This is a genomic window from Baekduia sp., from assembly GCF_035318805.1.
Taxonomy (GTDB): Bacteria; Actinomycetota; Thermoleophilia; order Solirubrobacterales; family Solirubrobacteraceae; genus Baekduia.
This window is the reverse complement of record NZ_DATHDY010000051.1, coordinates 44,151-67,338: the sequence shown is the minus strand read 5'-3', so window position 1 is coordinate 67,338 and position 23,188 is coordinate 44,151. Positions and strand designations below refer to the sequence as shown.

Genomic DNA, 23,188 nt, shown 5'->3' with positions numbered 1-23,188 from the left:
GTCTTCGACGTCCCCGCCGGAGCCCGCCCGACGGCGGGCACCTCCACCGGCTCGACCTCGATCAACCGATCCGGCAACGACGACGACATGACGCGCATCGTCCCCGGCGACCCGGACGGGTTACAGACCCACGCTCCTAGGTGGTGGCCGTCTGCACGGCCCGGCCGCAGACCCTCAACCCATACCGCTTGGCCAGCCGGGTGCTGTCCTTGAGCCCTTGGCGGCGCGCCTTGCGGATCTCCGCCAGCGCGTCCGGGCTGTAGTTGCGCAGGGCCTGGGCCTGGGCCACCGTGGCCTGTGACTGGTTGTCGAGCACGGCGAACCACAGCCCGAGGGTCTTGGCCTCGGACTTGTCGTCGGACTTGGGCCGGCGAAGGGCGTGGAGCTGGGTGAGCCAGGCGCTGTAGGCCGGCGTCGACTGATCCAGGACGTCCGCCGCGCTCAGCACCTGATTGGCCTCCAAGGCCTGCCTGAACGCCGACGCCGTCCGCTTGCGGATGTCGAGCATCCGCCGGCACATGTTGTCGGCCTTGCGGATGTAGGCGGGCCTGCTCAGCTGCGCTCCCGTCGGCTTCGTGTTCGCGAGGCGCTGGTTGTTGGCGGCCGCGACCGCCGCGGCCTGAGCGGCGGCGATCGCCTGCTGCTTCTGCTGGGAGTTGTCGTCGGAGGACCCGCAGCCGGCGACCGGGATGGCCAAGGCGACGGCGAGAACGATCAGGAGCGCGGTGTGCTTCATGGCGACCTCGACGCTACCCCAGGCCGTGAGGGTCGCCCAGAGCCAAACGGCAGGCGCGCCGGGACCGCTACACCGCCCTGCCGCAGACCTTGAAGCCGTACTGCTTTCCGAGCTCTTCGGCGAAGCTGAGCTCCTGCTGCTGGGCGGCGCCGATCTGCTGGAGGAGGGCGTCGTCCTGGTCGCGCAGCGCCTTGCTCTCGTCCGCCAGCGCCTTGACCTGGCTGTCCATCACCTTGATGAGGCCGGCCAGGATCTTCTGGTCGCCCTTCGGCCGCCGGAGGCCCTTGAGCGTCTCGATGTGGGTCGCGAAGATCGGCATGTAGCGGTCGATCGCGTCGGCGGCGGCCGTGGGCTGCTTGGCCGCGAAGGCCTTCGTGACCGCCTCGTTGGCACGCTGGCTCAGGCCGCGCGCCTCGAGGCACACGCGGTCGGCGCGCCGGACGTAGGCGGCCTTCGTGGGCGCCGGGCCGGTCGGGGCGGCCACCTCCGGCGTGGCGGGCGCGGCCGCTGCCGGCTTCGGGGCCGCAGCGGCGGGCTTGGCGCCGTCGTCGCCGCCGGACGAGCCGCAGCCGCTCGCGAGGAGCAGGGCGGCAGCGACCAGGGCGCCCAGGACGGGGCGTGCGTGCATCATCGGGACAGGACCTCGTGGGGCAGGGGCCCGCGTTCCATCGCGGCGCCGGATGGGCGACCGTATCCGGAACGCGAGCTCCCGCGCAACACCCCGTTGGGCGAGGATCGATCAGCGCTTCAGGGTCACCACCTTCTTCGCGCTCGTCCCGCCCGCCGTCAGCGTCACGGTCACCTTGAGCCTGCGCTGCGCGAGCGCCTTGCGGATCGCGGCGGTGGCGCGCTGGCCGAACGTGACCTTCAGGGTGGCTGCCTTGTTCGCCTTGACCTTGGCGGTCGCGGTCTTCGACGCGTAGGTGCGCTTGCCGACCTTCACCGACGCGACGGCCTTGCAGGTGCCGGCCGCGCCGGCCTTGCACACGACTGACAGCCGGCCGGTGAAGCGCCGCGTCGTGGCGCCGGAAGCCGTCAGCTGCAGGCCCTTGGGGTTGGTGAGCGGCGCGGCCTTGGGAGCGGGTGCGGGCGCGGGGACGGTGTTGGGCGCAGGAGTGGTGCCGCCGCCGTCTGAGCCCAGCGGCGCGTAGCGGGACGCGGGCGGGTCAGCGGGGCCACAGTCGGGCGAGCTGCCGCCGGGGATCACGACGTGCTCGTCGGCCGACACGGCGCATCCGCCTCGGCCTCGGACGGGTTGGGCTCGAGCTGCGTGAACGTCGCCGCCGAGATGCCGCTCTTGGTCCCGAAGGCGATCGACACGGAGTCCGGCGACCACGACGGGTCGTGGTACTCGGGAACCGGCTTTTTCAGGCTCGCGAACCGGCATTTTCGCAGCCGTAGATTGGCAGGTCCCGCTGATGCGGCCGTCCCGCGACGACTGCGAGCCGACCGAGAGGGGTCCTGCGGGGGTGGCAGACTGGCCAACGTGCGGCGGAGAACACTCCGATCGGCGCGACTTCGCCGTGTGCGCCCCTTCAGCCAATGACTCTGATCCTGTCCGACATCCTCGCTGGACACGAGAACTCGAAGGTCGAGTTCAAGCGCGACACCTCCAACGTGCAGGGCATCGTCAAGGAGTTCATCGCCTTCGCGAACCGCACCGGCGGGGTCATCATCATCGGCGTCGACGACAAGACCCGCGACGTGGTCGGCGTCGACGACCCACAGACCGTCGAGCAGCAGCTCGTCCAGGCGATCTCCGACCTCGACCGTCCCATCACTGGTCCCCGACGTCGTCGTCGCCACGGATCGCGGCAGCGGCAGGGCGGTGGTGATGGTCCAAGTGCATCATCATCAGGTACCAGACCCAGTGGTGCACGCGATCGCCGCGGAGGTCAACGGAGACATCGTCCCGACCAACGGCGGACTTCTGTTGTTCGGCCACATGCCCCAGGCGGTCCACCCTGACGCCGTGTGCCTCTGCGCGCGTTTCCGGGGCGTCAAGAAGGGCGCCGACATCCTCGACCAGGACGAGTTCCGCTCCGGTTCGATGTTGGAGCTGCTGAAGCGGATGGACGCCTTCATCGACCGCAACAACCCAAGGGCGTCGGTGGTGCGCGGTCGCCATCGCCAGAACATCCCGCACTACGACCCGCTTGTGGTCCGCGAAGCGCTGCACAACGCCATCGCGCACGCCGACTACAGCGTCGATGGCGCAACGTTCCACGTGCACATCTTCGACGACAGGCTCGTGATCGAGAACCCCGGCCCCTGGGTGTCGGGCATCGATGCCGAGGAAGTGCGCGCGGGCCACAGCAAGACGCGCAACCGGGCGATCACGCGCAATCTGCACGAGCTCGACCTGATCGAGGAGCGCGGCTCATTCTGGGGCAAGGCGACGACCGCCCACGAGGAGCGCGGCTACCCGCTGCCCACCTGGGAGGACATCGGCCACCGCCTCCGCGTGATCCTGGCCGTCCATCCAGCCGCGATGGCCCCGGGCACGGGCGCGTCCACTGGTGCCGCGCCGTCCGCCGGCGACAACGGCCGTCCGACGCGGACAAGACGAGATCGTCGAGAGGAGATCCTCGCTGTGCTGACCGCGGCCGGGGTGCCGATGGCACTTCGCGACATCGCCGCGGCCGTGGGCATCCAGTCGCGCCAGACGCGCAACTGGCTCGCGCGGATGGAAGAGGACGGCACGGTGGCGGTCGAGGGAGGCGGCCCGGCCTTGACCGATCCCATTCGGCGGTACCGCGCTGCCTAGCGCGGAAGCTATGCACTTAGCTCTGCAGTTCCGCGGTAAGTGCAGAGTACAGAGCTTGGTGCAGAGTGCAGGGCCAAGTGCAGAGTGCAGAGCTTGGTGCAGAGCCCGGAGCAGGCTCCGCGGAGTCGGCCCTCCTGACCGGGCCGCGTCGAGCGGGTTGCGGCGGGCTACGACGGGACGCCGTCGAGGTCCTTGGCGATGTCCTTGAGCAGCGGGCATCTGACCCCGGGGGTTGACGCACATCTGAGCCGTTAACGCCGAGGGCGCCCACCTGGGCGCCCTTCTTCATGTTCTGACCCCTGCCGCGAACCGCCTCGGCCGCCGGACGACCGTCGCCGGGCAACTTATGGCAGAACTTTTGGCAGGAGTCGCAGCGGAGAGGGAGGGATTCGAACCCTCGGTGGACCGTAAAGCCCACACACGATTTCCAGTCGTGCCCGTTCAGCCGCTCCGGCACCTCTCCTGGAAGTTGGGCGAGGATAGCGACGCCCGGTCCTTCGAGCCCCTCAGAGCTGCCAGGCGCCGCCCACGAGGACCGGCGTCTCGGTGCCGTCGGCCGCGATGCCGTGCACGCTGACCTCGCGCGAGCCGATCATGAAGTCGACGTGGATCGTCGACTCGTTGAGCTTCGGCGCGTCCGCCTCGTCCGCGCACATCGTGTAGGCGTGGCCGAGCGCGATGTGGCTGGCGGCGTTCTCGTCCAGCAGCGTGTCGAAGAACACGGTGTCCAGCGCGCCGATGCGTCCGTCGCCGTCGACCAGGGCCGCCTCGCCGAGCCGGGCGGCGCCGTCGTCGCGCGCCGCGTAGGAGCGGAGCACCTCGGCGTTCTCGTCGGCGTCGATGCGCACGGCGCGCCCGTCGCGGAACTCGACCTCGAGCCCGCGGATGATCGAACCGCCCAGCACCAGCGGCTTGGTGGCGCGCACGACGCCGTCGGCGCGGGCCGGGTCCGGCGAGGTGAAGATCTCCTCCGACGGCAGGTTCGGCAGGTGCACGATGCCGTCGACCGTCTCGAAGCGCGCAGCCAGGAACTTCGAGCTCGGCAGCAGGCCGAGCGTGAGGTCGGTCCCGGGACCGACGTACCGCAGGGCGTCGAACCGCCGCGCGGTGACCTTCTCGGCGGCGCCGACCAGCGTCTCGGCGCGCTCGCGCCAGGCGGCGATCGGGTCGGCCTCGTCGAGCCGGCAGACGTGGACGATCTGCTCGCACAGCCGGACCCACGCCTCCTCGGGGTCGAGGTCGGGATGGACGAGCTCGGCCCACGGGCGCGTCGGGCACGGAACGGCGGTCCAGTTCGTCGTGCGGTCGTTGACGACGACGCCGGTCTCGCGGACCGCCGGCAGCTGGTCGCGCCCGATGCGCGAGGGATCCAGGTCGCTCAGCAGCCCGGGTTGCGCCGGCCCGGTCAGACCCACGCGTGCGGCTCGCAGGCGCCCGAGCTCGAGGATCCGCTCGCCATACCAGGGCGGCACGAAGTCCAGCGTGTCGTCGTCGGCGTGCAGCAGGCGCGCGCGCTTGACGTGGAGGTCGAAGTAGGAGACGTCGACGAACTTCGCGCCGTGCCGGTAGGCCGCGGCGGCCAGCGCACGCGTGACCTCCTCCTTGCCGATCTCCGAGCCGATGGCGACGACCTGGCCCTTGTGCACGTTGGCCGCGAAGCCGATCACCAGCTCGGCGAACCGCCCAAGCAGCTCGGGGTCGTCGAAGGCCGCGCGCGCTTCAGAGCTCATGAATCCTCACCCTAGCGGTGCGCCGGCGCACCGAAAACCGACCAATGTGGGGAACGCGATGGTTTCTCGTCGCTCACGGCTCGTCGACGAGCTCGAGCACGCCGTCGAGCCCGGAGATCTCCAGGACGCGACCCACGGGGGCGTCGGGCGCGGTGCGCACCAGCGCGAAGCGACCGCCGTGCTCCTGCGCCGCGACGTGCCCGGCGACGATCACGCGCACGCCGGTGGAGTCCATGAAGTCGAGGGCGCGGAGATCGAGCACCGCGTGGCCGCCGTCGCGCAGCCGCGGCAGGAGCGCCGCCTCCAGCTCGGGGGCCGTCGCGAGGTCCAGCTCGCCGGCCACCGCGATCACGGTCCGATCCGGCTGCTCGTCCACCGACACGGAGAAGGGCGTAGGGCTGCTGCCACTCACGGCGAGAAGCCTAGTCCCCCAGCATCGGGTCAGCGAGCTGACTGGCGGCGAAGCGGCGCGACGCGCGCTCAGGCGGGCAGCCGGCGAGGGGCGCCGAGCCACTCGCGCAGCAGCGGATCGATCTCCGGGCTGTTGAGGAGATCGAAGTGATCATTTCCGCCGACGTGGCGGCAGTCCTCGGCGGCGAAGGCGACCACGCGCCGGCGCCCGTGCACGCCGTGGGCGCTCGGGCTGAGCACGAGCAGGTCACCGAGCAGGCGGCCGACGGGATGCTCGGCGCGCACGGTGAGCGTCGCGGCGACGACGTGGTGACGGGCGTGCTCCAGCAGCGGCACGTCGGCGCGCGTGAACCCCCGCAGCGCGTCGGGGTCGAGCGTCTCCCACTCGGCATCGACGAGGCTGCCGTGTCGCAGGTCCTTGATGCCGGCGCTGCGTGCGGCCAGGATCGCGGCGATCGGGCGGCTTTCGGGGAACGAGCCCAGCGCCCACGTGGCCAGGCCCGCGGCCTGCTCCAGCGGCGCACCGAGGTGCGGCGTGCCGAGCGACACGGTCGTGCGCACCAGCTCCGGCCAGCGGTCGCCGCGGTCCTGCGCCGCGTGCCCGGCGCTGCGGACGACGAGGCCGCCCATCGAGTGGCCGACGAGCGCGAGGCCCTCGATGCGGACGGGCCAGGCGTCGACGAGCGCCTCGAGCAGCGCGGCCAGGCGACGGCCGTTCTCGGAGACGTGGAGGCCGGTGTTGTAGCGGACGGTGACGGCGGTGGCGCCCGCCTCGGGCAGCACGCGCGAGGCGTACGTGCCGCTGCGCTCGCGCGCCCGCATCCCCCAGGCCGCGTCGCTCTCGCACAGGCCGTGCACGAAGACGACGGGGCGCGCGGTCGCGTGGGGGAACGCCGCGGCGAGCGCCTCGCGATCGGCGGGCACGTCGCGACCGTCGACCCGCACCGCCATCGGGATCGCGAGCGCGTTGCCCGCGCGCTCCAGGCGGTCGCCCCACAGGCCGTTCAGCGCGCCCTGCGCGAGGCGGCCGCGTGGATGCGCCGAGAGCGCCGGTCCGCCGCCGGCGGCGCCGACGGCGCGGGCGAGGCCGGCGCCGAGCAGCGCGCTGCCGTTGCGCAGCGCGCCGTACACCGAGCCGGCGACCGCGTCGTGCGCCGCGCGCGGCACGGCGGCGGCGGGGCCGGTCGGCCCGAACGAGCGCCGCGCCACGGCCTCGTGCAGCTCCTGCACGCGCGTGACGACTCCCGAGAGGCCCTCGGCGGCGAGTTCGGTGAGCGCTCCGAGCTCGCTTGACGCGGGTGCCGGGACCGTGTCGCGCGCGGCCGGGAGCGTCTGCGTCATACATTCACCGTGACACCACCCGATGTCATGGTCAAGGCGGGACTTCCGCCCCACGCCTCGCGCTCGGCGTAGTCCATCAACGTGTCGAAGTAGCCCTCCAGCGGCTCGGACCGGACGCCGATGGGCGCCAGGACGTTCCGCGCCCAGCGATCGTCGAACCGGACGCCGAGCGCGAAGTACGGGAAGAACACGCGCGCGCGGTCCAGCGCCTGGCGCTGCTGGTCGGTCATCGGGCGGGCGAGCGCCTCGTCGAGCAGCACGGGATCGACGATCGCCGGCGCGGCCAAGCCGAAGCGCCGCGCCGCGAGCTCGACCACGTCGCGCACGGTGCTCGCGTGCTCGCCCGCGACCGCGTGGTAGGTGCCCGACGGCGCGTCGGCGAGACCGAGCACGACGTCGGCCACGTAATCGACGGGCACGACGTCGACCGGCGCGTCGGGAAGCGCGGGGATCACCGGCAGCCGCCCGCGGGCGAACATCTTCAGCGGCCAGTAGAGGACATTGAACGAGCGCGTCCACCCGGTGCGGCGATCGCCGACCACGATGCTCGGCCGCACGATCTGCAGCGGCAGCGCCGGCGTCCATGCGCGCAGGAGCTGCTCGGCCTCGTGCTTGGTCTGCTCGTAGGTGTTGCGGAACGGGCGGTTGAGCGTGACGTCGTCCTCGGCGAACGTCCCGCCGTGACGGCCCGCCACGTACGCGGTCGAGACGTGGACGACGCGGCGCAGGCCGGCGCCGGACTCCGCCGTGCGCTGGGCGAGCTCGGCGATTCGCGCGGCGCCCGCGGCGTTGACCGCCCGGGCATCCTCGAGGGGCAGGTCGAACGTCACGGACGCCGCGCAGTGCACGATCTCGTCGCAGCGATGCGCGAGGTCGACGCGGGCGCCGTGCGCCAGGCCCAGTCCGTCGGCCAGCAGGTCGGCGGGCACCGCGGTGCAGCGCGCCGTGTAGGCGTCGAGCAGGCCGGGCGCGACGACGTCGGCCAGCGCGGCGCGGACGCGCGCGGCGGCGTCTGCGCCGTCGGCCGCGCGCACGAGCACGACGACGGGTCGATCGGTGCGCTGCAGGTAGCGGTGGAGGACCGCGGTCCCGACGAAGCCGGTGACGCCCGTCACGAGGACGGCGTCGGTGCGAGGACGGAGCATGTCGACGATGGTGCCAGCGAAGGCGGCCTCGCACCACGGACCGGGGGTCGGAATGTCTGCGCGTCCGTTCGACCGGTGGGCTGAGGTCGCGCTCGCCGATCGCGTGCGGGCGCGGTCCCGGTCCATAGGATGCGCCCATGATCGCCCTCATCACCGGCGCGTCGAGCGGGATCGGCGAGGCCACGGCCCGGCGCCTCGCGCGCGAGCCGGGCGCCCAGCTCGTGCTCGTCGCCCGCCGCGAGGAGCGCCTGCGGGCGCTGGCCGGCGAGCTCGGCGGCGACGTGCTCGTGATCGCCGCAGACCTCACCGACGAGGCCGCGCCCGCGCGCATCGCCGCGGCGGTGCAGGAGCGCCACGGGCGCCTGGACCTGCTGGTCAACAACGCGGGCGCCGGCTGGCGCGGCACGTTCGGCGACGTCGGCACCGCCAACCTGCGCCGCACGATGGAGATCAACCTCGACGCGCCCGCGCGGCTGGTCGAGGCGCTGCTCCCCCTGCTGCGCGCCAGCGCCCCGAGCGCCATCGTCAACGTCGCCAGCACCGCGGGCCGCGTGGCGCGGCCGGGCTCGGGCGCCTACTCGGCGTCGAAGTTCGCGCTGATCGGCTGGAGCGACGCGCTGCACCTCGAGGAGAAGCCGCACGGCGTGCACGTCGGCCTGGTGAACCCCGGCTTCGTCGCGACGGAGGGCTTCCCGCAGGCCGAGCTGGTCGACAGCTTCGCGACGCGCTGGATGGTCTCCACCCCCGAGAAGGTGGCCGAGGCGATCCTCGACGCAGGCCCCGGCGGCAAGGCCGAGCGCTACGCGCCGCGCCCGTACCGCCTGGCGGCGCTCGCGCGCGTGGTCATGCCGGGGCTGACGCGCCGGGTCCTCGGCAGCGGTGGCGGCGCGGTGCTCGGCACCAGCACGGGCGCCGACGCAGCTGACCGCGCGGCCCGCTGACGCCGCCGGGCACGGGCCATCACCCACCTGGGTGTCCGTTCGCAGGATGGACACGAGTTTCGGCGGACCTCCTGCTCAACTGCTTGGTGGGCGGTATGACCCGCCGCCCGATGCGTCCATCGGAAATCTCCTCCTCCGACGGGCTGCGACCGGGGCGCGCCGCGGCCACATATCCGCCGCGGCGCCTGCCCCGGTCCCTACTTCGCCCGGGTCGCGCGCTCGCGCAGCAACGGCAGGACGTCGGCGCTGAACTGGTCGAGGAACGTGGCCTGGTCGTCGCCGGGCGCGTGCAGCAGCAGGTCGTCGAAGCCGAGGTCGAGGTAGACGCCGATCTTCTCGACGACCTCGTCGGGGTCGTCGGAGACGATGAAGCGCGTGTGCGCCTGGTCGGCGTTCTCGTCGGCGAGGCGCTCCATCTCGATGGGGTCCTCGACGCCCTCCTTCTGCTCGGGCGTCAGCGCCAGCGCGGCCCAGAAGTGGCAGCTGTCGTGCGCCTTCTGCCGGTCGCGGTCGTAGGAGACCTTGATCTCGATCATGTGGCGGATCTGCGACGCGTCGCGGCCGGCCTGCTCGGCGCCCTCGACGACGTTGGCCAGCAGGTCGAGGTAGAGCTGCGGGTCCTTGCCCGACGTGCAGATGAACCCGTCGCCGACGCGGCCGGCGAGCTTGGCGGCCAGCGGGCCGGAGGCGGCGACGTAGATCGGCACCTCGACGTCGGGCCGGTCGTAGATCGTGGCCTGCGCCGTCTTGTAGTACTCGCCCTCGAAGTCGACGCGCTCCTCGCGCCACAGCCGGCGGATGAGCTCGATCGCCTCCGCCATCCGCAGCCGGCGCTCCTTGCGGCCCGGGAACGCACCGCCGGTCACGGGCGTCTCGTTCATCGCCTCGCCGGTGCCCACGCCGAGGAACACGCGGCCCGGCGCGAGCATGCCGAGCGTCGCGAACGCCTGGGCGATGATGGCCGGCTCGTAGCGCAGCGTCGGCGTCAGCACGCTCGTGCCGAGCACCGCCTTCCCGGTGGCCTGCGTCGCGGCTCCCAGCCACGGCAGCGCGGCGGGCGAGTGCCCGCCGTGATGCCGCCAGGGCTGGAAGTGGTCGGAGGTCGCGACGAGCTCCATCCCGACGCGCTCGGCGTGCCGGGTGTGCTCCAGCAGCGTCCGGGGGTCGAACTGCTCTGCCGAGGCCTTGTAGCCGATGCGCACGGTCATCGATCAACCCTAACGGCCCGTTCGCGACCCCCAGGCGCGCCGCGCTCAGCCGACGTCTGGCGCGGTCAGGCAGGCGGCGCCGCCGCACACGTCGACCAGCGAGCCGCCCGGCGCCAGGAACGCCGCCTTCTGCGCCCGCGCCGCCGGGGTGCGGCGCACGTGCTCGTGCGGGTCCTGGAGGCCCTTGTTGGGCGTGTTGGCCAGCGGCGGGACGCTGACCTTCGACGGGCCGCCGTCCCAGTAGACGATCGCCGAGCCGCTGTAGGGGAACGCGCCGATCGCCGGGATGCCCCACGACGGCTTGCTCTGCGGCGAGCGGCCGGCGGGCAGGATCGGCGCGTGGATGCTCGCGCCGATCGTGCGGGCCTCGACGTCGGCCTGGTACGGGGTGACCTGGTGGTCGCCGAAGGCCACGTCGAGCAACACGGTGTGCTTGATCGTGTTGGGCAGCGGGTCGGTCGTCATGTGCTGGGCGTAGCCGTTGCCCTCACCGCGGTCCCAGAGCAGCTGCGCGAGATCGAGGATCAGCGGCCGCTCGAGCTCGTCCTTGTAGACGGGGTACATGACCTGCGAGTACACGTCGAAGTCCGAGGACCGCGGCAGCAGCACGGAGTAGTTGATGCCCGGCACGCCGAGGACCGCGCGGGTGAAGTCCGGCGCGAGCGCGGTCAGCGCCCCGCCGGCGATCCCGCCCTGGCTGTTGCCGTCGTAGGCGATCTGGCCGGTCTGGACGATCGGCCGGCCGCCCGCCTGCAACAGCGGCGACGACGCCAGGCCGGACGGGTGCGCCATCAGGCGGCCGAGCACGAGGGCGTTGAGGAAGCCCTGCTGCAGGCGGTCGGGGAACGTCGGCATGTTGGAGAAGTCCGACAGGACGCTCACCGCGTTCGGGATGTCCTCGGCCGCCATGCCGATCCACGGCGTCGCGCAGAACACCTCGTTGCCCTCGGTGGCCATGGGCGGCATGTCGGGGTTGGTGAGGACCTCGGTCTCCTTGCCCAGCAGGCCGTGGCCGTAGAGCACGAGGCGCGCCGGGTGGTCCGGCGTCGCGGTCGCCGGGACGACGCAGGTGAAGCGCGCCTGGTAGGTGCCCTGCTGCTTGGGGAGGCCGTCGGCGCCGAGCGCGAACTGCGAGCCGGGCGCGCAGCCCTTGGTGAGGTAGCACGGCACGCTCACGGTGCCCTCGAGCACCTGGGCGAACCGGCCGGCGTACTTGGCGTCGTCGCCCTCCAGCGGGCGCGTCTGCAGCGTGAAGGCCGGCGCGGCACCGGCGACGGCGCCGTCGGCGAGGTTCGTGTCGCCGAGCGCCTTGAAGGTCTCGTCGCGCATCTTCAGGGCACGGCCGGAGAGCGACTTCTCGCTCGCGACCGTGAAGTCCCAGGTGAGAAACAGCGACGCGTCGCGCTTGACGCCGGCCTTCTTGATGTCCTTGAAGATTCGCTGGTAGCGGTCGCTCACGGCGCTGCCGTGGGCGTCCCGCAGCGCGGCGAAGCGCGTGCCGGCCTTGATCGCCGAGCCGTCGGCGCGCTTCAGGGAGCGCAGGACCACGACGTAGCGATGGCCCTCGAGCAGGTTCTTGGACGGATGGATCTCCAGCAGCCGCTTGCCGGCCTTGGCGTTGTTGTCCATCTCGGCCCAGATCGGCCAGCGCTTGCCGGTCTTGGCGTCGATGACGAGCACCGGCGCGTTGCGCGCGGTGTAGGTGGACAGGTCGCTCAGGGAGACCGCGGCCGTGCGCTTCAACGCCGCGTCGGTGTCGATGCCCGGCACCTTCGTGAGGATCACCGAGCCGGGGCTGAAGCCGTCCAGCCCCTTCCACCCGCTCGCGTCGATGGCCTTGCCCTTGGCCGTGCGCGGCATCTGCGACGTGCGCAGCGCGACGCTGCGTCCGGTCGCGGTCTTCTTGTCGGCCTTGGTGAAGGCGTCGTTGGGGAAGGGCAGCAGGCAGGCGGCGTCGTCGAGCCGGTCGCAGCCGGCGCCCGCGGGGGACGCGGTGGCGGCGTGAGCGGTGGACGGGGCGGCCAGGACCAGGACCAGGAGAAGCGCGCGGGACAGCGGCGTACGTCGGGACATGCCGCGGCACCCTATTCCTGTCGCGTGACAGATGGCACGCAGGTGTCCCGTCTAGCGGGCTGGGGCGGCGAGGCGGAGGCCTCCGCGCCCGCGCCAGCGGAGGGGGAGGGATTCGAACCCTCGGTACGACGAAGCCGTACAACGGTTTTCGAGACCGCCCCGTTCAACCACTCCGGCACCCCTCCGTGCCCTGACGGACGACGCCGAAGGGTAGCGGTCGCGCGTCAGTCCAGCCCGGCGAGCTTGCGCAGGAGGCCGTGCAGCTGCCGGCGCTCGTCGTCGTCGAGCGGCGCGAACGACTCCTCGCCGACCTTGGTGGCCGCGTCGCGGGCGCGCTTGAGGATCGCCGCGCCCTCGGCCGTGAGGTGGATCGAGCGCTTGCGGCGGTCGGTCTCGTGCGGCCGGCGCTCGGCCCAGCCGGCGGCCTCGAGGCCGTCGAGCATCTGGACCATCGTGCTCGGATCGATGTCGGTGGCGCTGACGAGCGCCTGCTGGGTCAGGCCGGGCTCGGCGTCGATGACGCTCAGCACGGCGAACTGCGGCGGACGCAGCCCGAGGGCGTCGAGCTCACGAGCGAACGCGCCGCGCGAGCGCACGGCGCACCAGTTCATGAGGAAGCCGGTGTAGTCGCCGAGGGCGTCCGGTGGTCTGTCTGCGCCGAGCATGATCACGAAAGATTCTAGGCATCGCGAATCGTTCGTGATACAAACGATCCGACCATGACCTCCTTCACCCGCTGGATTCTCGCGCATCGACGCCTCGTCGTCGGCTTCTGGGTCGTGCTGACCCTCGTCGGCATCGGCACCGCCGGCGCCGCCTCCAAGGCGATGGACCAGAAGTTCTCGGTCCCCGGCCGCGAAGGCTGGGAGACCAACCAGGACATCGCCCGGCACTACGGCGGGACGGGCGGCACGGGCGCGCCGCTGGTCCCGGTCGTCGCCCTCCCCGCGGGCCTCACGGCCTCCGACCCCGCCGTCCGGGCGGAGCTGGAGCAGGTCGAGCGCAAGCTGGCCCGGGCGCTGCCCGGGTCGCGCGTCGCCGGCTACGGATCCACGCAGGACAAGGCCTTCGTCTCCACGGACGGGCGCACGGCGTTCGCGGTCGCCTACCCGCCACCGGATCCCGACCAGCCGTTCGGCGACAACCCGAAGGCCGAGAAGAAGGCACGCGCCGCGCTGGCCGGCGCCACCGTCGCCGGCGCCCCCGTGCACCTCTCGGGCTACGACGCGCTGGCCGGCCAGAGCGGCGGTGGCGACGGGCCGGGCGTGCTGGTCGAGGCGCTCGTCGGCGGCTTCGGCGCGCTGCTCGTGCTGGGCTTCGTCTTCGGCTCGCTGCTGGCGTTCGTGCCGCTGCTGATGGCGCTGCCGGCGATCATGACCTCGTTCCTGGCGGTGTACGCGCTGACGACGGTCACCGGCGTCTCCCCCATCGTGCAGTTCCTGATCGCCCTGATCGGGCTCGGCGTGGCGATCGACTACTCGCTGATCGTGGTCGTCCGCTGGCGCGAGGAGCGCGCGCACGGCCACGAGGGCGACGAGGCGATCATCCGGGCCATGGGGACCGCGGGACGTGCCGTGGTGTTCTCCGGGACGACGGTCGCGATCGGCCTGCTCGCCCTCGTGCTGCTGCCGCTGCCGTTCCTGCGCAGCGTCGGCATCGGCGGCATGCTGATCCCGCTGATCAGCGTGGCGGTGGCGCTGACGCTGCTGCCGGTCGTGCTGCACTCGCTGGGCTCGCGCCTGGACTGGCCGCACCTGCGCACCGACGACAAGGCCTCGCGCGCGTGGACGCGGTGGGCCGAGGGCGTCGTGCGCCACCGCTGGGTGGCGGCGGGCTCCGCGCTGGCCGTGCTCGCGGTCCTGCTGGCCTTCGCGTCGAACCTGCATCCGGGCGTGGCCGACGTCGACACCATCGCCAAGTCCGGCGACGCCAAGGACGGGCTGGTCGCGCTGGAGCGCTCGGGCATCGGCGCGGGCGCGCTGCTGCCCCACGAGGTGCTCGTGGCCGACGGCGACCCGGCGAAGGTGGCGGCCGCGGTCGGCGCCGTCGACGGGATCCACGGCACCGTTGCACCGGCCAGCGCCGACTGGCGCCGCGACGGCACGGCGATCGTCGAGGCGTTCCCGCTGCAGGACGGGTCGAGCCAGTCCGGGCGCGACCTCGTCACGACCGTGCGCGACGCCGCCCACGCGTCGGGGCCGGACGTGCGCCTGGGCGGCACGGTCGCCCAGAACGCCGACTTCATCGACGCCGTCTACTCGAACTTCCCGCTCATGATCGTGCTGATCTCGGTCATCACCTTCATCCTGCTCGCGCGGGCGTTCCGGTCGCTGCTGCTGCCGCTCAAGGCGGTGATCCTCAACGTGATCAGCGTGTGCGCCGCCTGGGGCGTGCTGGTGATCTTCTGGCAGCAGGGCCACGGCTCCGAGTTGTTGTGGAACATCTCGGCGACCGGCTCGATCACCTCGTGGATCCCGCTGATGGTGTTCGCGTTCCTGTTCGGGTTGTCCATGGACTACGAGGTGTTCATCCTCGCCCGGATGCGGGAGGAGTACGACGCCACGGGCGACACGAACGAGGCCGTCGTGCGCGGCATCGGGCGCACCGGGCGCCTGGTCACCAGCGCGGCGCTCATCCTGTTCCTGGCGTTCACGTCGATGGCCTCGGGCCCGGAGACCGACGTCAAGGTGCTCGCCACCGGACTGGCGGCGGGCATCCTGCTCGACGCGACGATCATCCGCGCGCTGCTCGTGCCTGCGGTCGTGTCGCTGTTCGGCCGCTGGAACTGGGTCCTCCCGCCCGGCCCCGCGCGCCTGCTGCGCGTGGCACCCTCGGCGCCGGCCGCGGGGCCGCCGCCGCGTCCGGTCACCGAGAGCGTGTAGCGCGTCTCGTCTACGCCGTCGCCGCGGGCGCGCCGACCCGGCCCTTGAGCAGGTCGGCCGCCCGCTCGGCGACCATGATGGTCGGCGCGTTGGTGTTGCCGCCCGGGATCACCGGGAACACCGACGCGTCGATCACGCGCAGGCCGTCGACCCCGCGCACGCGAAGCTCGGGATCGAGCGGGGCGTTCTCGTCGCCCATGCCGACCGAGCCCGACGGGTGGTAGATGAGCTCGACCTTGCGCCGGACGAAGTCCTCCACGTCGGCGTCGTCGCGCACCGCGTCGCCCGGGTAGATCTCACGCCCGCGCGCGCTGGCCAGCGGCTCGGCGTCGGCGATCTCGCGCGCCAGCTCCACCCCGGTCACGAGCGCCGCGAGGTCCTCGGGCTCGGAGAGCGTGTTGGTGACGATGCGGGGCTTGGCGGTCGGGTCGGCCGACGCCAGCCGGATCTCGCCGCGGCTCTTGGGACTGATGAGCACCGGCCCCATGGTGAAGGCGTGGCCGTCGAACTCCTCGGCGCCGTTGTCCACGAAGTACGCGGGCGCGAAGTGGTACTGGAGGTCGGCGGCCGGGAGGCCGGGACGGCTGCGCACGAACGCGAACGCCTCGGCGACCGTCGAGGTGAGCGGGCCCGAGCGCCGGAGCAGCCACTCCAACATGGGCTTGGGCTTGTCGGCGCCGTAGAGCGACTCGGCGACCTGCGACTCCCAGACGCACACGACGTACGGGTGGTCCTGGAGGTTGCCGCCGACGCCGGGGCTGTCGACCGCGACGTCGATCCCGGTCGCGCGGAGGTGGTCGGCCGGGCCGATGCCCGAGAGCATCAGCAGCTGTGGCGAGCCGATCGCGCCGGCGCTGAGCAACACTTCGCGGTCGGCGCGCACGAGCTCCTCGCGACCGCGGCGGTCGCGCACCACGGCGCCGACGGCGCGATCGCCGTCGAGCTCGATGCGCGCGACGTGCGCGCCGGTGCGGACCTCCAGGTTCGGGCGGCTCATGGCGGGACGCAGATAGGCGTCGGCCGCGCTCCAGCGCCGGCCGTTGCGCTGCGTGACCTGCACGAGCGACGCGCCGTCCTGCTCAGGTCCGTTGTAGTCGCCGATCTTCGGGATCCCGACGCGCTCGGCGGCGTCCAGGAACCGCATGGTCAGCGGCCGCGGCGAGCGCTCGTCGGCGACGTTGAGCGGACCCCCGACGGCGTGGTGCTCGGAGGCGCCGCGCTCGTTGTGCTCCGCCTTGAGGAAGTAGGGGCGGACGGCGTCCCACCCCCAGCCGGCGGCGCCCTCGCCCTCCCAGAGGTCGTAGTCCAGCGGACGGCCGCGGACGTAGAGCATGGCGTTCATCGAGCTGGAGCCGCCGAGCGACTTGCCGCGGGGGATGAAGAGCGACCGGTCGTCGCAGTGAGGCTCGGGCTCGGTGGCGTAGTCCCAGTCCCACTTGGTGTGGAACTGATTGGCGAACGCCGCCGGGATCTTGATGTTCGGATGGCGGTCCTTGCCGCCCGCCTCGACGAGGATCACGCGGACGGCGGGATCCTCGTTGAGGCGGTTGGCGAGGACGCAGCCGGCCGAGCCGGCTCCGACGATGACGTAGTCCGCGGAGGCCATCCGGCGATGCTCGCCGATGGCCCCCGCGCGGCGCAAGTCGCCGCTGCGTCAGCTCCCGGCCGCGGCGATCGCCGCGGACGTGCCCTGCAGGTCGTACAGGCCGGTGACGCTGGTCGGCTTTCCGACCTTCTGCACGATCGACATGATCGTGCTGGAGCCGACCCGGCCGTCGTTGCCCCCGCCGGCGCTCGCGGTGCCGTCCGTCAGGACGTACCGGATGGTCCCGTTCTGGACGGCCTGGGCGAGCCAGGAGGCCGAGACCTCGCTCTCGCGGCCGGAGAAGCCGCCGAGCCCGGCGACGTCGGCGCCCGACTGGATGATCGCGGCCGAGGCGGCCGTCTGGCTGGAGACGCCGATGGTCCCGCCGCCGTGGCTCGCGGCGTAGCTCAGGGCGTCCGTCAGGTTGGCGTTGGAGCCGAACATGCCGCCACCGCCCATGCCGCCGCCGCGGTTGGTGGGGGCGGTGCCGCCGCCCATCGCGAAGCCCGCCGGCGGCGCGGCCTGCTGGGAGGACGAGCCGGCCGGCGGCGGGGCCTGCTGGGGCGCTGCCCCGCCGGGCCCGCCACCGCCGAAGCGTCCGCCACCCTGGCCGCCGCGGCCGCCGCCCCCGCCCGGCCCGCCCATGCCCTGCGAGGTGGGCCCGCCGGCGGGGAAGGTGCCGCTGGTGGCATGGCTGAGCGTGTCGGTCGCCCACGTGGCGGGCGCGATCAGCAGCGCGCCGAGCGCGACCGCCACGACGACCGCACGCGCCTTGGCGGGCAGCGCCAGAGCCAGGGCGACCGCGCCGCCGACGCCGGCCACGACGATGATCGGGATGAGACCGCCGACGTCCTGGGCGCCCTGGTGGATGACGATCAGCTCGGAGATCACGCCGCCGGCGATCGCGGCCGGGCCGACGATGCGGGCCGCGAGGCCCCCGCGCAGGACCGTCCCGACGGCCGCGCCGACGAGCACCGCGATGAACGGCGCGAGCATGGATACGTAGTAGGGGTGGAAGATGCCCTTGGCGAAGCTGAAGACGATCGCGGTCGTGGCGAACGTGCCGCCGGCGGCGATGAGCCAGCCGCTGCGGGCATCGGTCCGGCGCAGGCGGGTGAGGACCACGAGCGCCACGCCGGCCACCGCCGCCATGCCGACCAGCCAGCCGGCCTGGCCGCCGAGGCTGGAGCCCAGCAGGCGCAGGACGCCGGTGTCGCCGCCGAAGACCGAGGACCCGCCACCGCCGGGGCCACCGGCCGCGCCCGGGCCGCCCTGCTGGCCGTCGACGCGGCCGAGGCCGTTGTAGCCGACGATCAGCGACCAGATGCTGTTGTCGGAGGTGCCGGAGATCCAGGGACGCGACGACGCGGGCGTCAACCACATCAACATGGGCCAGGCCAGCCCGACCACGGTCATCGCGGCGCCCCCGGCCAGCAGCTGGCGGACGGCGACCAAACGGCCGCGCGGCGCGACCCAGAGGTAGGCGGCGGCCAGCGCCGGCACGACCAGCAGGGCGGTGCCCATCTTCGTCTCGAAGCCCAGGCCGACGCAGACCCCGGCCCAGAGCAGCCAGCGGGTGCGGCCGTCCTTCAGCGCGCGCACGGTGAACCAGAGCGCGGCGGTGCTGCACAGCACCACGAGCGCGTCGGGGTTGTTGTGGCGCGAGATGGCGACGGTGATCGGCGTCGTGGCCAGCACCAGGCCGGCGACGAAGCCGGCGGGACGCCCGAACACGCGACGCGTCAGGTCGTAGGCGAGCGCGACCGTGCCGACGCCCATGAGCGCCTGCGGCACCAGCATGCTCCACGAGCTCCAGCCGAAGGCGCGCGCCGAGAGCGCCTGCACCCAGAGCGCCAGCGGCGGCTTGTCCACCGTCATGACACCCGCGCTGTCAAACGAGTTGTACAGGAACGCGTGCCAGCTGGTCGACATCGACCGGACGGCCGCCGAGTAATAGGTGTTGGCCCAGCCGTTACGATCGAGGGCCCACAGATCGAGCACGCCGGCCAGGACGAGCAGCGCCAGCAGCTCGGGAGCCGGGGCGGGAACGCGCAGCGCGCGGAGGCGCTCGCGGACGGGGGTCGCGGGGCGCGGAGCGCGCACATCGGCAGGGGTCGCAGTCGACATGCCGGCAGGATCGGCGGCGCGCCTGAGCCGATCCCGAACGCCTGCTGGGAGCTTGCTGAGGACGGCGCTCGACGGCGCTCCCAGCCATCTCTCAGGCAGATCCGACGTGGTCCTCACCCGGCGGGGCGACAGTCCCCGCCATGGACCACCTCCTCCCGGCCCGACCCGCGTGGCGACCCCCCGACGCAGACGCAGACGCACACGTCGACGTCTGCGTCGTCGTTCCGGTCTACGACGAGCAGGCGGCGCTGGAGCGCAGCATCCGCCGGCTGCACGCCTTCCTCTCCGACGGCTTCCCGTTCACGTGGCGGATCGTCGTCGCCGACAACGCCAGCACCGACGCCACGCCGCTGGTCGCGCGGAGGCTCGCCGCCCAGCTGCCGGGCGTCGTCCACCTGCGCCTGGAGCGCAAGGGCCGCGGGCTGGCGCTGCGCGAGGCGTGGTCGGCGGGCGACGCCCGCGTGTTGTCCTACATGGACGTCGACCTGTCGACGGACCTGCGCGCGCTGCTGCCGCTGGTCGCGCCGCTGCTGTCGGGCCACAGCGACGTGGCGATCGGGTCGCGACTGGCCCACGGCGCGCACGTGGTGCGCGGACCGAAGCGCGAGCTGATCTCCCGGTCCTACAACACGATCCTGCACGCCGCGCTGCGCGTCCGGTTCACCGATGCGCAGTGCGGGTTCAAGGCGGTCACCCGCGAGGCGGCCGCGCGGCTGCTGCCGCAGATCCGCGACGACGGCTGGTTCTTCGACACGGAGCTGCTCGTCCTCGCGGGCCGCGACGGCCTGCGCATCCACGAGGTGCCCGTCGACTGGGTCGACGACCCCGACTCGCGCGTGGACATCGTCCACACGGCCGTGGAGGACCTCAAGGGCGTCGCGCGCCTCGCGTTCGCCGCGCCGATCGTGCGCTTCGCCGCCGTCGGCGTCCTCTCGACCATCGCCTACGCCCTGCTCTTCCTCGCGCTGCGCGGCCCGCTCGGCGCCGGTGGCGCCAACGCGCTGGCGCTCGCGCTCACCGCGGTCGCCAACACCGCGGCCAACCGCCGGCTTACCTTCGGCGTCCAGGGCCGCACGGGCGTGCTGCGCCAGCATGCGGCGGGCGCGATCGTCTTCGCGATCACGCTCGGCCTGACCGCGGGAGCGCTCGACGTCCTGCACGCCGTCGCGCCCGGCGCGTCCCGGATCGCGGAAGTAGCCGTCCTGGTCGTCGCCGGCCTCGCCGCGACGGTCACGCGCTACGTCGCGCTGAAGACCTGGGTGTTCGCGGCAGCGCGGAGGGCTCCGGTGGCGGCGGTGGCGCCGGCGCCGGTGGCGGCGCGGGCGCGGGCGGAGGCCCGGGGCTGAGGGCGCCGGCGGGGCGCGCGCGGCGCGATCGTGGCGTCGAGGGACGACCGAACCGCGCATAGCGCGGTTGAGTCGTCCCTCGATGCGCGCAGCGGGCGCTAGGGGCGTTCAGCGCGGGCGTCGATCGTGCTGCGGGGCGTAACTCGGGGGCAGTGACGGGGAGGTTGACCGGGGCCTGGGCGCCGTCGGTCCTCCGCGGGCGTCGGGGGCCGGGATCGTTCGGGCACGAATCACCTGCCGCGAGACGTCCCAAATCCACGCCGAGGACATCGAGGGACGACTGAACCGCGTATAGCGCGGTTCAGTCGTCCCTCGACGCCCGCCCGGGGGCTCGCGGACGACCCCGGGCGCCTGCGGGACCTCGACGCTCGCTCCGTCAGTGCCCCAGACCGACGTCCGCGGCACGACCAGCGTCCGCGCTGAACGCCAACGCGCCCGCCGCGCCCGCCTCAGATCCCCGCCGGCTGCCCCCGCGCCGCCAGCCGGCCTGCCGCCTCGGCGAGGCGCGCGACCGCGGGCCGCGCGTCGACGCCGGCGACCGACTCGTACACGGCCAGCAGGTTCTGGCGCAGGAGGTGCAGGACGTCCTCGCGCGGGAGGTCGCGGCCGGCCAGCCAGCGGACGACCACGCCCTCGCAGAACGCCAGCCACCCCTCGATCGCGGCCTCCAGCGCGGGCGACTCGACCTCGGCGCGCGGCACGGCGGCGAGCGCCGCCGCGAACTCGACCATCGCGCTGACCCGCCGCCGCCGGCCCTCCTGCAGGACGTTGCGGATCGCCTCGTCGTCGCCCTCGCGCGCGCGGGCGACCGCGAGGAAGCCCGTCGCGCGGTCCTCGACGTAGGCCAGGAACGCGTCGATGCTCGCGTCCAGGCGCTCGCCGGCGCTCATCGGCACCGACAGGTCGGGCGCCATGCGGCGCTCGAGCTCGTCCCGGGACGCGCGCAGGACCGACACGACGAAGTCGCTCTTGGTCGGGAAGTAGTGGTAGAGCAGGCCCTTGGAGATCCCCGCAGCGCGGGCGATCTCGCCGATCGAGACCTGGTCGTGCGGCGTGCGGCCCAGCAGCTCCAGCCCGAGGAGCACGAGCTGCTCCCGGCGCTCATCATGCGGCAGTCGGGTGCTCTTGGGAGGCGTCACCGCTGCAGGACCGTACGCGCAGTTGACCGCGCGGTCAACAAGGCGTTACGCTCGCGCACGCACTGCTGACCGTCCGGTCGACGCGACCGGCTCCTGCAAGGACCCGTCCCAGTCCCATGATGCACACCAAGCCTGCCCGCGCCCTGACCGCGCTGGCGGCCCTCCTCGCCTTCGCCGCCCTCTGCGGCACGGCCTCCGCCGCAGCACTGCCCGGAGCGCACATCTCCGCGGTCAAGACCGTGCCGTCGGCCACCTACCCCGGCCAGCAGCACCTGTCCTACCTGTACGGGCCGATCAAGATCACGCCCGGCCAGAACACGATCGAGGCGAACGCCAACACGCAGAAGCCGGCGGTCCCCGGCTACATCACGCGCTTCGCACCCGACCTCGTCTACTCCAAGGTCAACCAGCAGGGCGGCCACGACACGCCGCGGGTCGACGTGATCCACCTGCACCACGGCGTCTGGCTCGTCGCCCGCGACGGCGGCCTGTACCCGACGTTCGCGGCGGGCGAGGAGAAGACGATCTTCAACGTGCCGCCGGGCTACGGGTACCACTACAACCCGAGCGACGGCTGGATCATGAACTACATGATCCACAACCTGACGCCCAACGAGGACTCGGTGTACATCAAGTACGACATCGACTTCGTGCCCGACAGCGAGCCCGCGGCGCAGTCGATCACCGAGGTCAAGCCGCTCTGGATGGACGTCTCGGGCATCAAGCCCTACCCGGTCTTCGACGCGCTGAAGGACACGGGCACGAAGGGCAAGTTCACGTTCCCGACCCAGGCCGCCAAGTCCCAGAAGAAGGACATCGGCGTCGCGCACCAGTGGACCGCACCCAAGGACATCACCTTGGTCTCCACCGCCGGCCACCTGCACCCGGGCGGCCTCTACAACGACCTGACGGCGACGCGCGGCGGCAAGACGCAGGAGCTGTTTCGCTCCGAGGCCAAGTACTTCGAACCCTCCGGCGCGGTCTCGTGGGACGTCTCGATGACCGCGACCAAGCCGGAATGGCGCGTCGGACTCAAGGCCGGTGACGTGCTCAACACGACCGTCACCTACGACACGAGCAAGGCCTCGTGGTACGAGTCGATGGGCATCATGGTGGTGTTCTACGCCGACGGCAACCCGACCGGTGCGCCCGATCCGTTCGCGCAGGCTCCGGACTGGCACGGCGACCTCACCCACGGCCACCTCAAGGAGAACGACAACCACGGCGGCCGCGTCGACTCCGGCCTGCCGGACGCCCGCGACATGCTCGACGGCTCCGCGCCGTCCAACGTCGACATCAAGGGCTTCATCTACGGCAAGGGCGACCTCAGCCTGACGGGCCGCAACGGCCGCCCGCCGGTCGTGCGCGCCGGCAACACGCTCAAGTTCACCAACCTCGACGCGACGAAGGCCATGACGCCGTCGGGCTCGGCGTACCACACGATCACGGCCTGCAAGGCGCCCTGCACCGCCACGACGGGCATCGCGTACCCGCTGGCCAACGCCAACGTGCAGTTCGACTCGGGCGAGCTGGGCTACGGCCCGGACCTCCCGATCGCGGGCTTCGGCGGCAAGTTCACGCCGGCGGCCAACCGCAACACGTGGAAGACCCCCAAGGACCTCTCGGCGGGCACCTACACGTACTTCTGCCGCATCCACCCGTTCATGCGCGGCGCCTTCCGCGTCGTCGGCAAGAACGGCAAGGGCAGCGTCACCAAGAAGTCGTCGGGCAAGTCCTAGGGGAACACTGGCCCAGAG

19 protein-coding genes and 2 tRNA genes are annotated in these 23,188 nt (G+C 72.7%); 6 read left to right on the top strand and 15 right to left on the bottom strand.

The genetic code is table 11. From position 1 onward, the window contains the following. Window positions 1-136: 136 nt before the first annotated feature. From VK501_RS12250 to VK501_RS12240, 3 genes are all read right to left on the bottom strand, one after another. Complete coding sequence (locus tag VK501_RS12250) at window positions 137-736, bottom strand: hypothetical protein (protein ID WP_324337700.1); 600 nt, start codon at window positions 734-736, stop codon at window positions 137-139. A 67-nt stretch (window positions 737-803) separates the two neighbouring features. After that, window positions 804-1,367 (bottom strand): hypothetical protein, encoded by a 564-nt coding sequence (locus VK501_RS12245; protein WP_324337699.1) that lies wholly within the window; start codon window positions 1,365-1,367, stop codon window positions 804-806. 108 nt (window positions 1,368-1,475) lie between these two features. Then, window positions 1,476-1,964, bottom strand: a complete 489-nt coding sequence (locus tag VK501_RS12240; RefSeq protein ID WP_324337698.1) for a hypothetical protein — start codon at window positions 1,962-1,964, stop codon at window positions 1,476-1,478. 314 nt (window positions 1,965-2,278) lie between these two features. Between VK501_RS12240 and VK501_RS28930 the strand changes: the two genes are divergently transcribed. Both VK501_RS28930 and VK501_RS12230 read left to right on the top strand, forming a co-directional pair. Next, complete coding sequence (locus tag VK501_RS28930) at window positions 2,279-2,704, top strand: helix-turn-helix domain-containing protein (protein ID WP_414641174.1); 426 nt, start codon at window positions 2,279-2,281, stop codon at window positions 2,702-2,704. Continuing rightward, a complete protein-coding gene (locus VK501_RS12230) occupies window positions 2,610-3,503 on the top strand; it encodes an ATP-binding protein (RefSeq protein WP_324337696.1) in 894 nt (297 codons plus the stop codon). The genes VK501_RS28930 and VK501_RS12230 overlap by 95 nt, the downstream gene beginning before the upstream one ends. A 374-nt stretch (window positions 3,504-3,877) precedes the next feature. Here VK501_RS12230 and VK501_RS12225 read toward each other — a convergent pair. From VK501_RS12225 to VK501_RS12205, 5 genes are all read right to left on the bottom strand, one after another. Then, a tRNA-Ser gene (locus tag VK501_RS12225) sits at window positions 3,878-3,966 on the bottom strand. Between the two features lie 43 nt (window positions 3,967-4,009). Further along, entirely contained in the window at window positions 4,010-5,233 is a 1,224-nt protein-coding gene (locus VK501_RS12220; RefSeq protein WP_324337695.1) for an aminopeptidase, read from the bottom strand. Window positions 5,234-5,306: 73 nt separating this feature from the next. Continuing rightward, on the bottom strand, window positions 5,307-5,645 hold the full coding sequence (locus VK501_RS12215; RefSeq protein ID WP_324337694.1) for an STAS domain-containing protein: 339 nt from the start codon (window positions 5,643-5,645) through the stop codon (window positions 5,307-5,309). 68 nt (window positions 5,646-5,713) lie between these two features. Beyond that, complete coding sequence (locus VK501_RS12210) at window positions 5,714-6,985, bottom strand: hypothetical protein (protein WP_324337693.1); 1,272 nt, start codon at window positions 6,983-6,985, stop codon at window positions 5,714-5,716. Continuing rightward, window positions 6,982-8,130, bottom strand: coding sequence for an SDR family oxidoreductase (locus VK501_RS12205; protein ID WP_324337692.1), 1,149 nt, complete (start codon window positions 8,128-8,130; stop codon window positions 6,982-6,984). The genes VK501_RS12210 and VK501_RS12205 overlap by 4 nt, the downstream gene beginning before the upstream one ends. Before the next feature lie 137 nt (window positions 8,131-8,267). On the opposite strand from VK501_RS12205, the gene VK501_RS12200 reads away from it, so the two are divergent. Then, window positions 8,268-9,071 (top strand): SDR family NAD(P)-dependent oxidoreductase, encoded by an 804-nt coding sequence (locus VK501_RS12200; RefSeq protein WP_324337691.1) that lies wholly within the window; start codon window positions 8,268-8,270, stop codon window positions 9,069-9,071. 197 nt (window positions 9,072-9,268) lie between these two features. Here the strand turns inward: VK501_RS12200 and fgd are convergent, their stop codons facing one another. From fgd to VK501_RS12180, 4 genes are all read right to left on the bottom strand, one after another. Further along, window positions 9,269-10,279: a glucose-6-phosphate dehydrogenase (coenzyme-F420) gene (fgd, locus tag VK501_RS12195; protein WP_324337690.1), complete on the bottom strand. Its 1,011-nt coding sequence runs from the start codon at window positions 10,277-10,279 to the stop codon at window positions 9,269-9,271. A gap of 45 nt (window positions 10,280-10,324) precedes the next feature. After that, complete coding sequence (locus tag VK501_RS12190; protein WP_324337689.1) at window positions 10,325-12,352, bottom strand: hypothetical protein; 2,028 nt, start codon at window positions 12,350-12,352, stop codon at window positions 10,325-10,327. 97 nt (window positions 12,353-12,449) lie between these two features. Continuing rightward, window positions 12,450-12,537: transfer RNA gene (locus VK501_RS12185), tRNA-Ser, on the bottom strand. Window positions 12,538-12,576: 39 nt separating this feature from the next. Beyond that, entirely contained in the window at window positions 12,577-13,017 is a 441-nt protein-coding gene (locus VK501_RS12180) for a MarR family transcriptional regulator (RefSeq protein WP_324337688.1), read from the bottom strand. Window positions 13,018-13,071: 54 nt separating this feature from the next. Between VK501_RS12180 and VK501_RS12175 the strand changes: the two genes are divergently transcribed. Then, a complete protein-coding gene (locus tag VK501_RS12175; protein WP_324337687.1) occupies window positions 13,072-15,234 on the top strand; it encodes an MMPL family transporter in 2,163 nt (720 codons plus the stop codon). 10 nt (window positions 15,235-15,244) lie between these two features. Here the strand turns inward: VK501_RS12175 and VK501_RS12170 are convergent, their stop codons facing one another. Next, complete coding sequence (locus VK501_RS12170; RefSeq protein ID WP_324337686.1) at window positions 15,245-16,840, bottom strand: GMC family oxidoreductase; 1,596 nt, start codon at window positions 16,838-16,840, stop codon at window positions 15,245-15,247. Between the two features lie 48 nt (window positions 16,841-16,888). Further along, window positions 16,889-18,946: an ArnT family glycosyltransferase gene (locus VK501_RS12165; RefSeq protein ID WP_324337685.1), complete on the bottom strand. Its 2,058-nt coding sequence runs from the start codon at window positions 18,944-18,946 to the stop codon at window positions 16,889-16,891. 140 nt (window positions 18,947-19,086) lie between these two features. Between VK501_RS12165 and VK501_RS12160 the strand changes: the two genes are divergently transcribed. Next, window positions 19,087-20,292: a glycosyltransferase gene (locus tag VK501_RS12160; RefSeq protein WP_324337684.1), complete on the top strand. Its 1,206-nt coding sequence runs from the start codon at window positions 19,087-19,089 to the stop codon at window positions 20,290-20,292. Between the two features lie 449 nt (window positions 20,293-20,741). On the opposite strand, the gene VK501_RS12155 is transcribed toward VK501_RS12160, so the two are convergent. Further along, complete coding sequence (locus VK501_RS12155) at window positions 20,742-21,431, bottom strand: TetR/AcrR family transcriptional regulator (RefSeq protein ID WP_324337683.1); 690 nt, start codon at window positions 21,429-21,431, stop codon at window positions 20,742-20,744. A gap of 116 nt (window positions 21,432-21,547) precedes the next feature. Between VK501_RS12155 and VK501_RS12150 the strand changes: the two genes are divergently transcribed. Further along, window positions 21,548-23,170, top strand: a complete 1,623-nt coding sequence (locus VK501_RS12150) for a hypothetical protein (RefSeq protein WP_324337682.1) — start codon at window positions 21,548-21,550, stop codon at window positions 23,168-23,170. Window positions 23,171-23,188 lie beyond the last annotated feature (18 nt).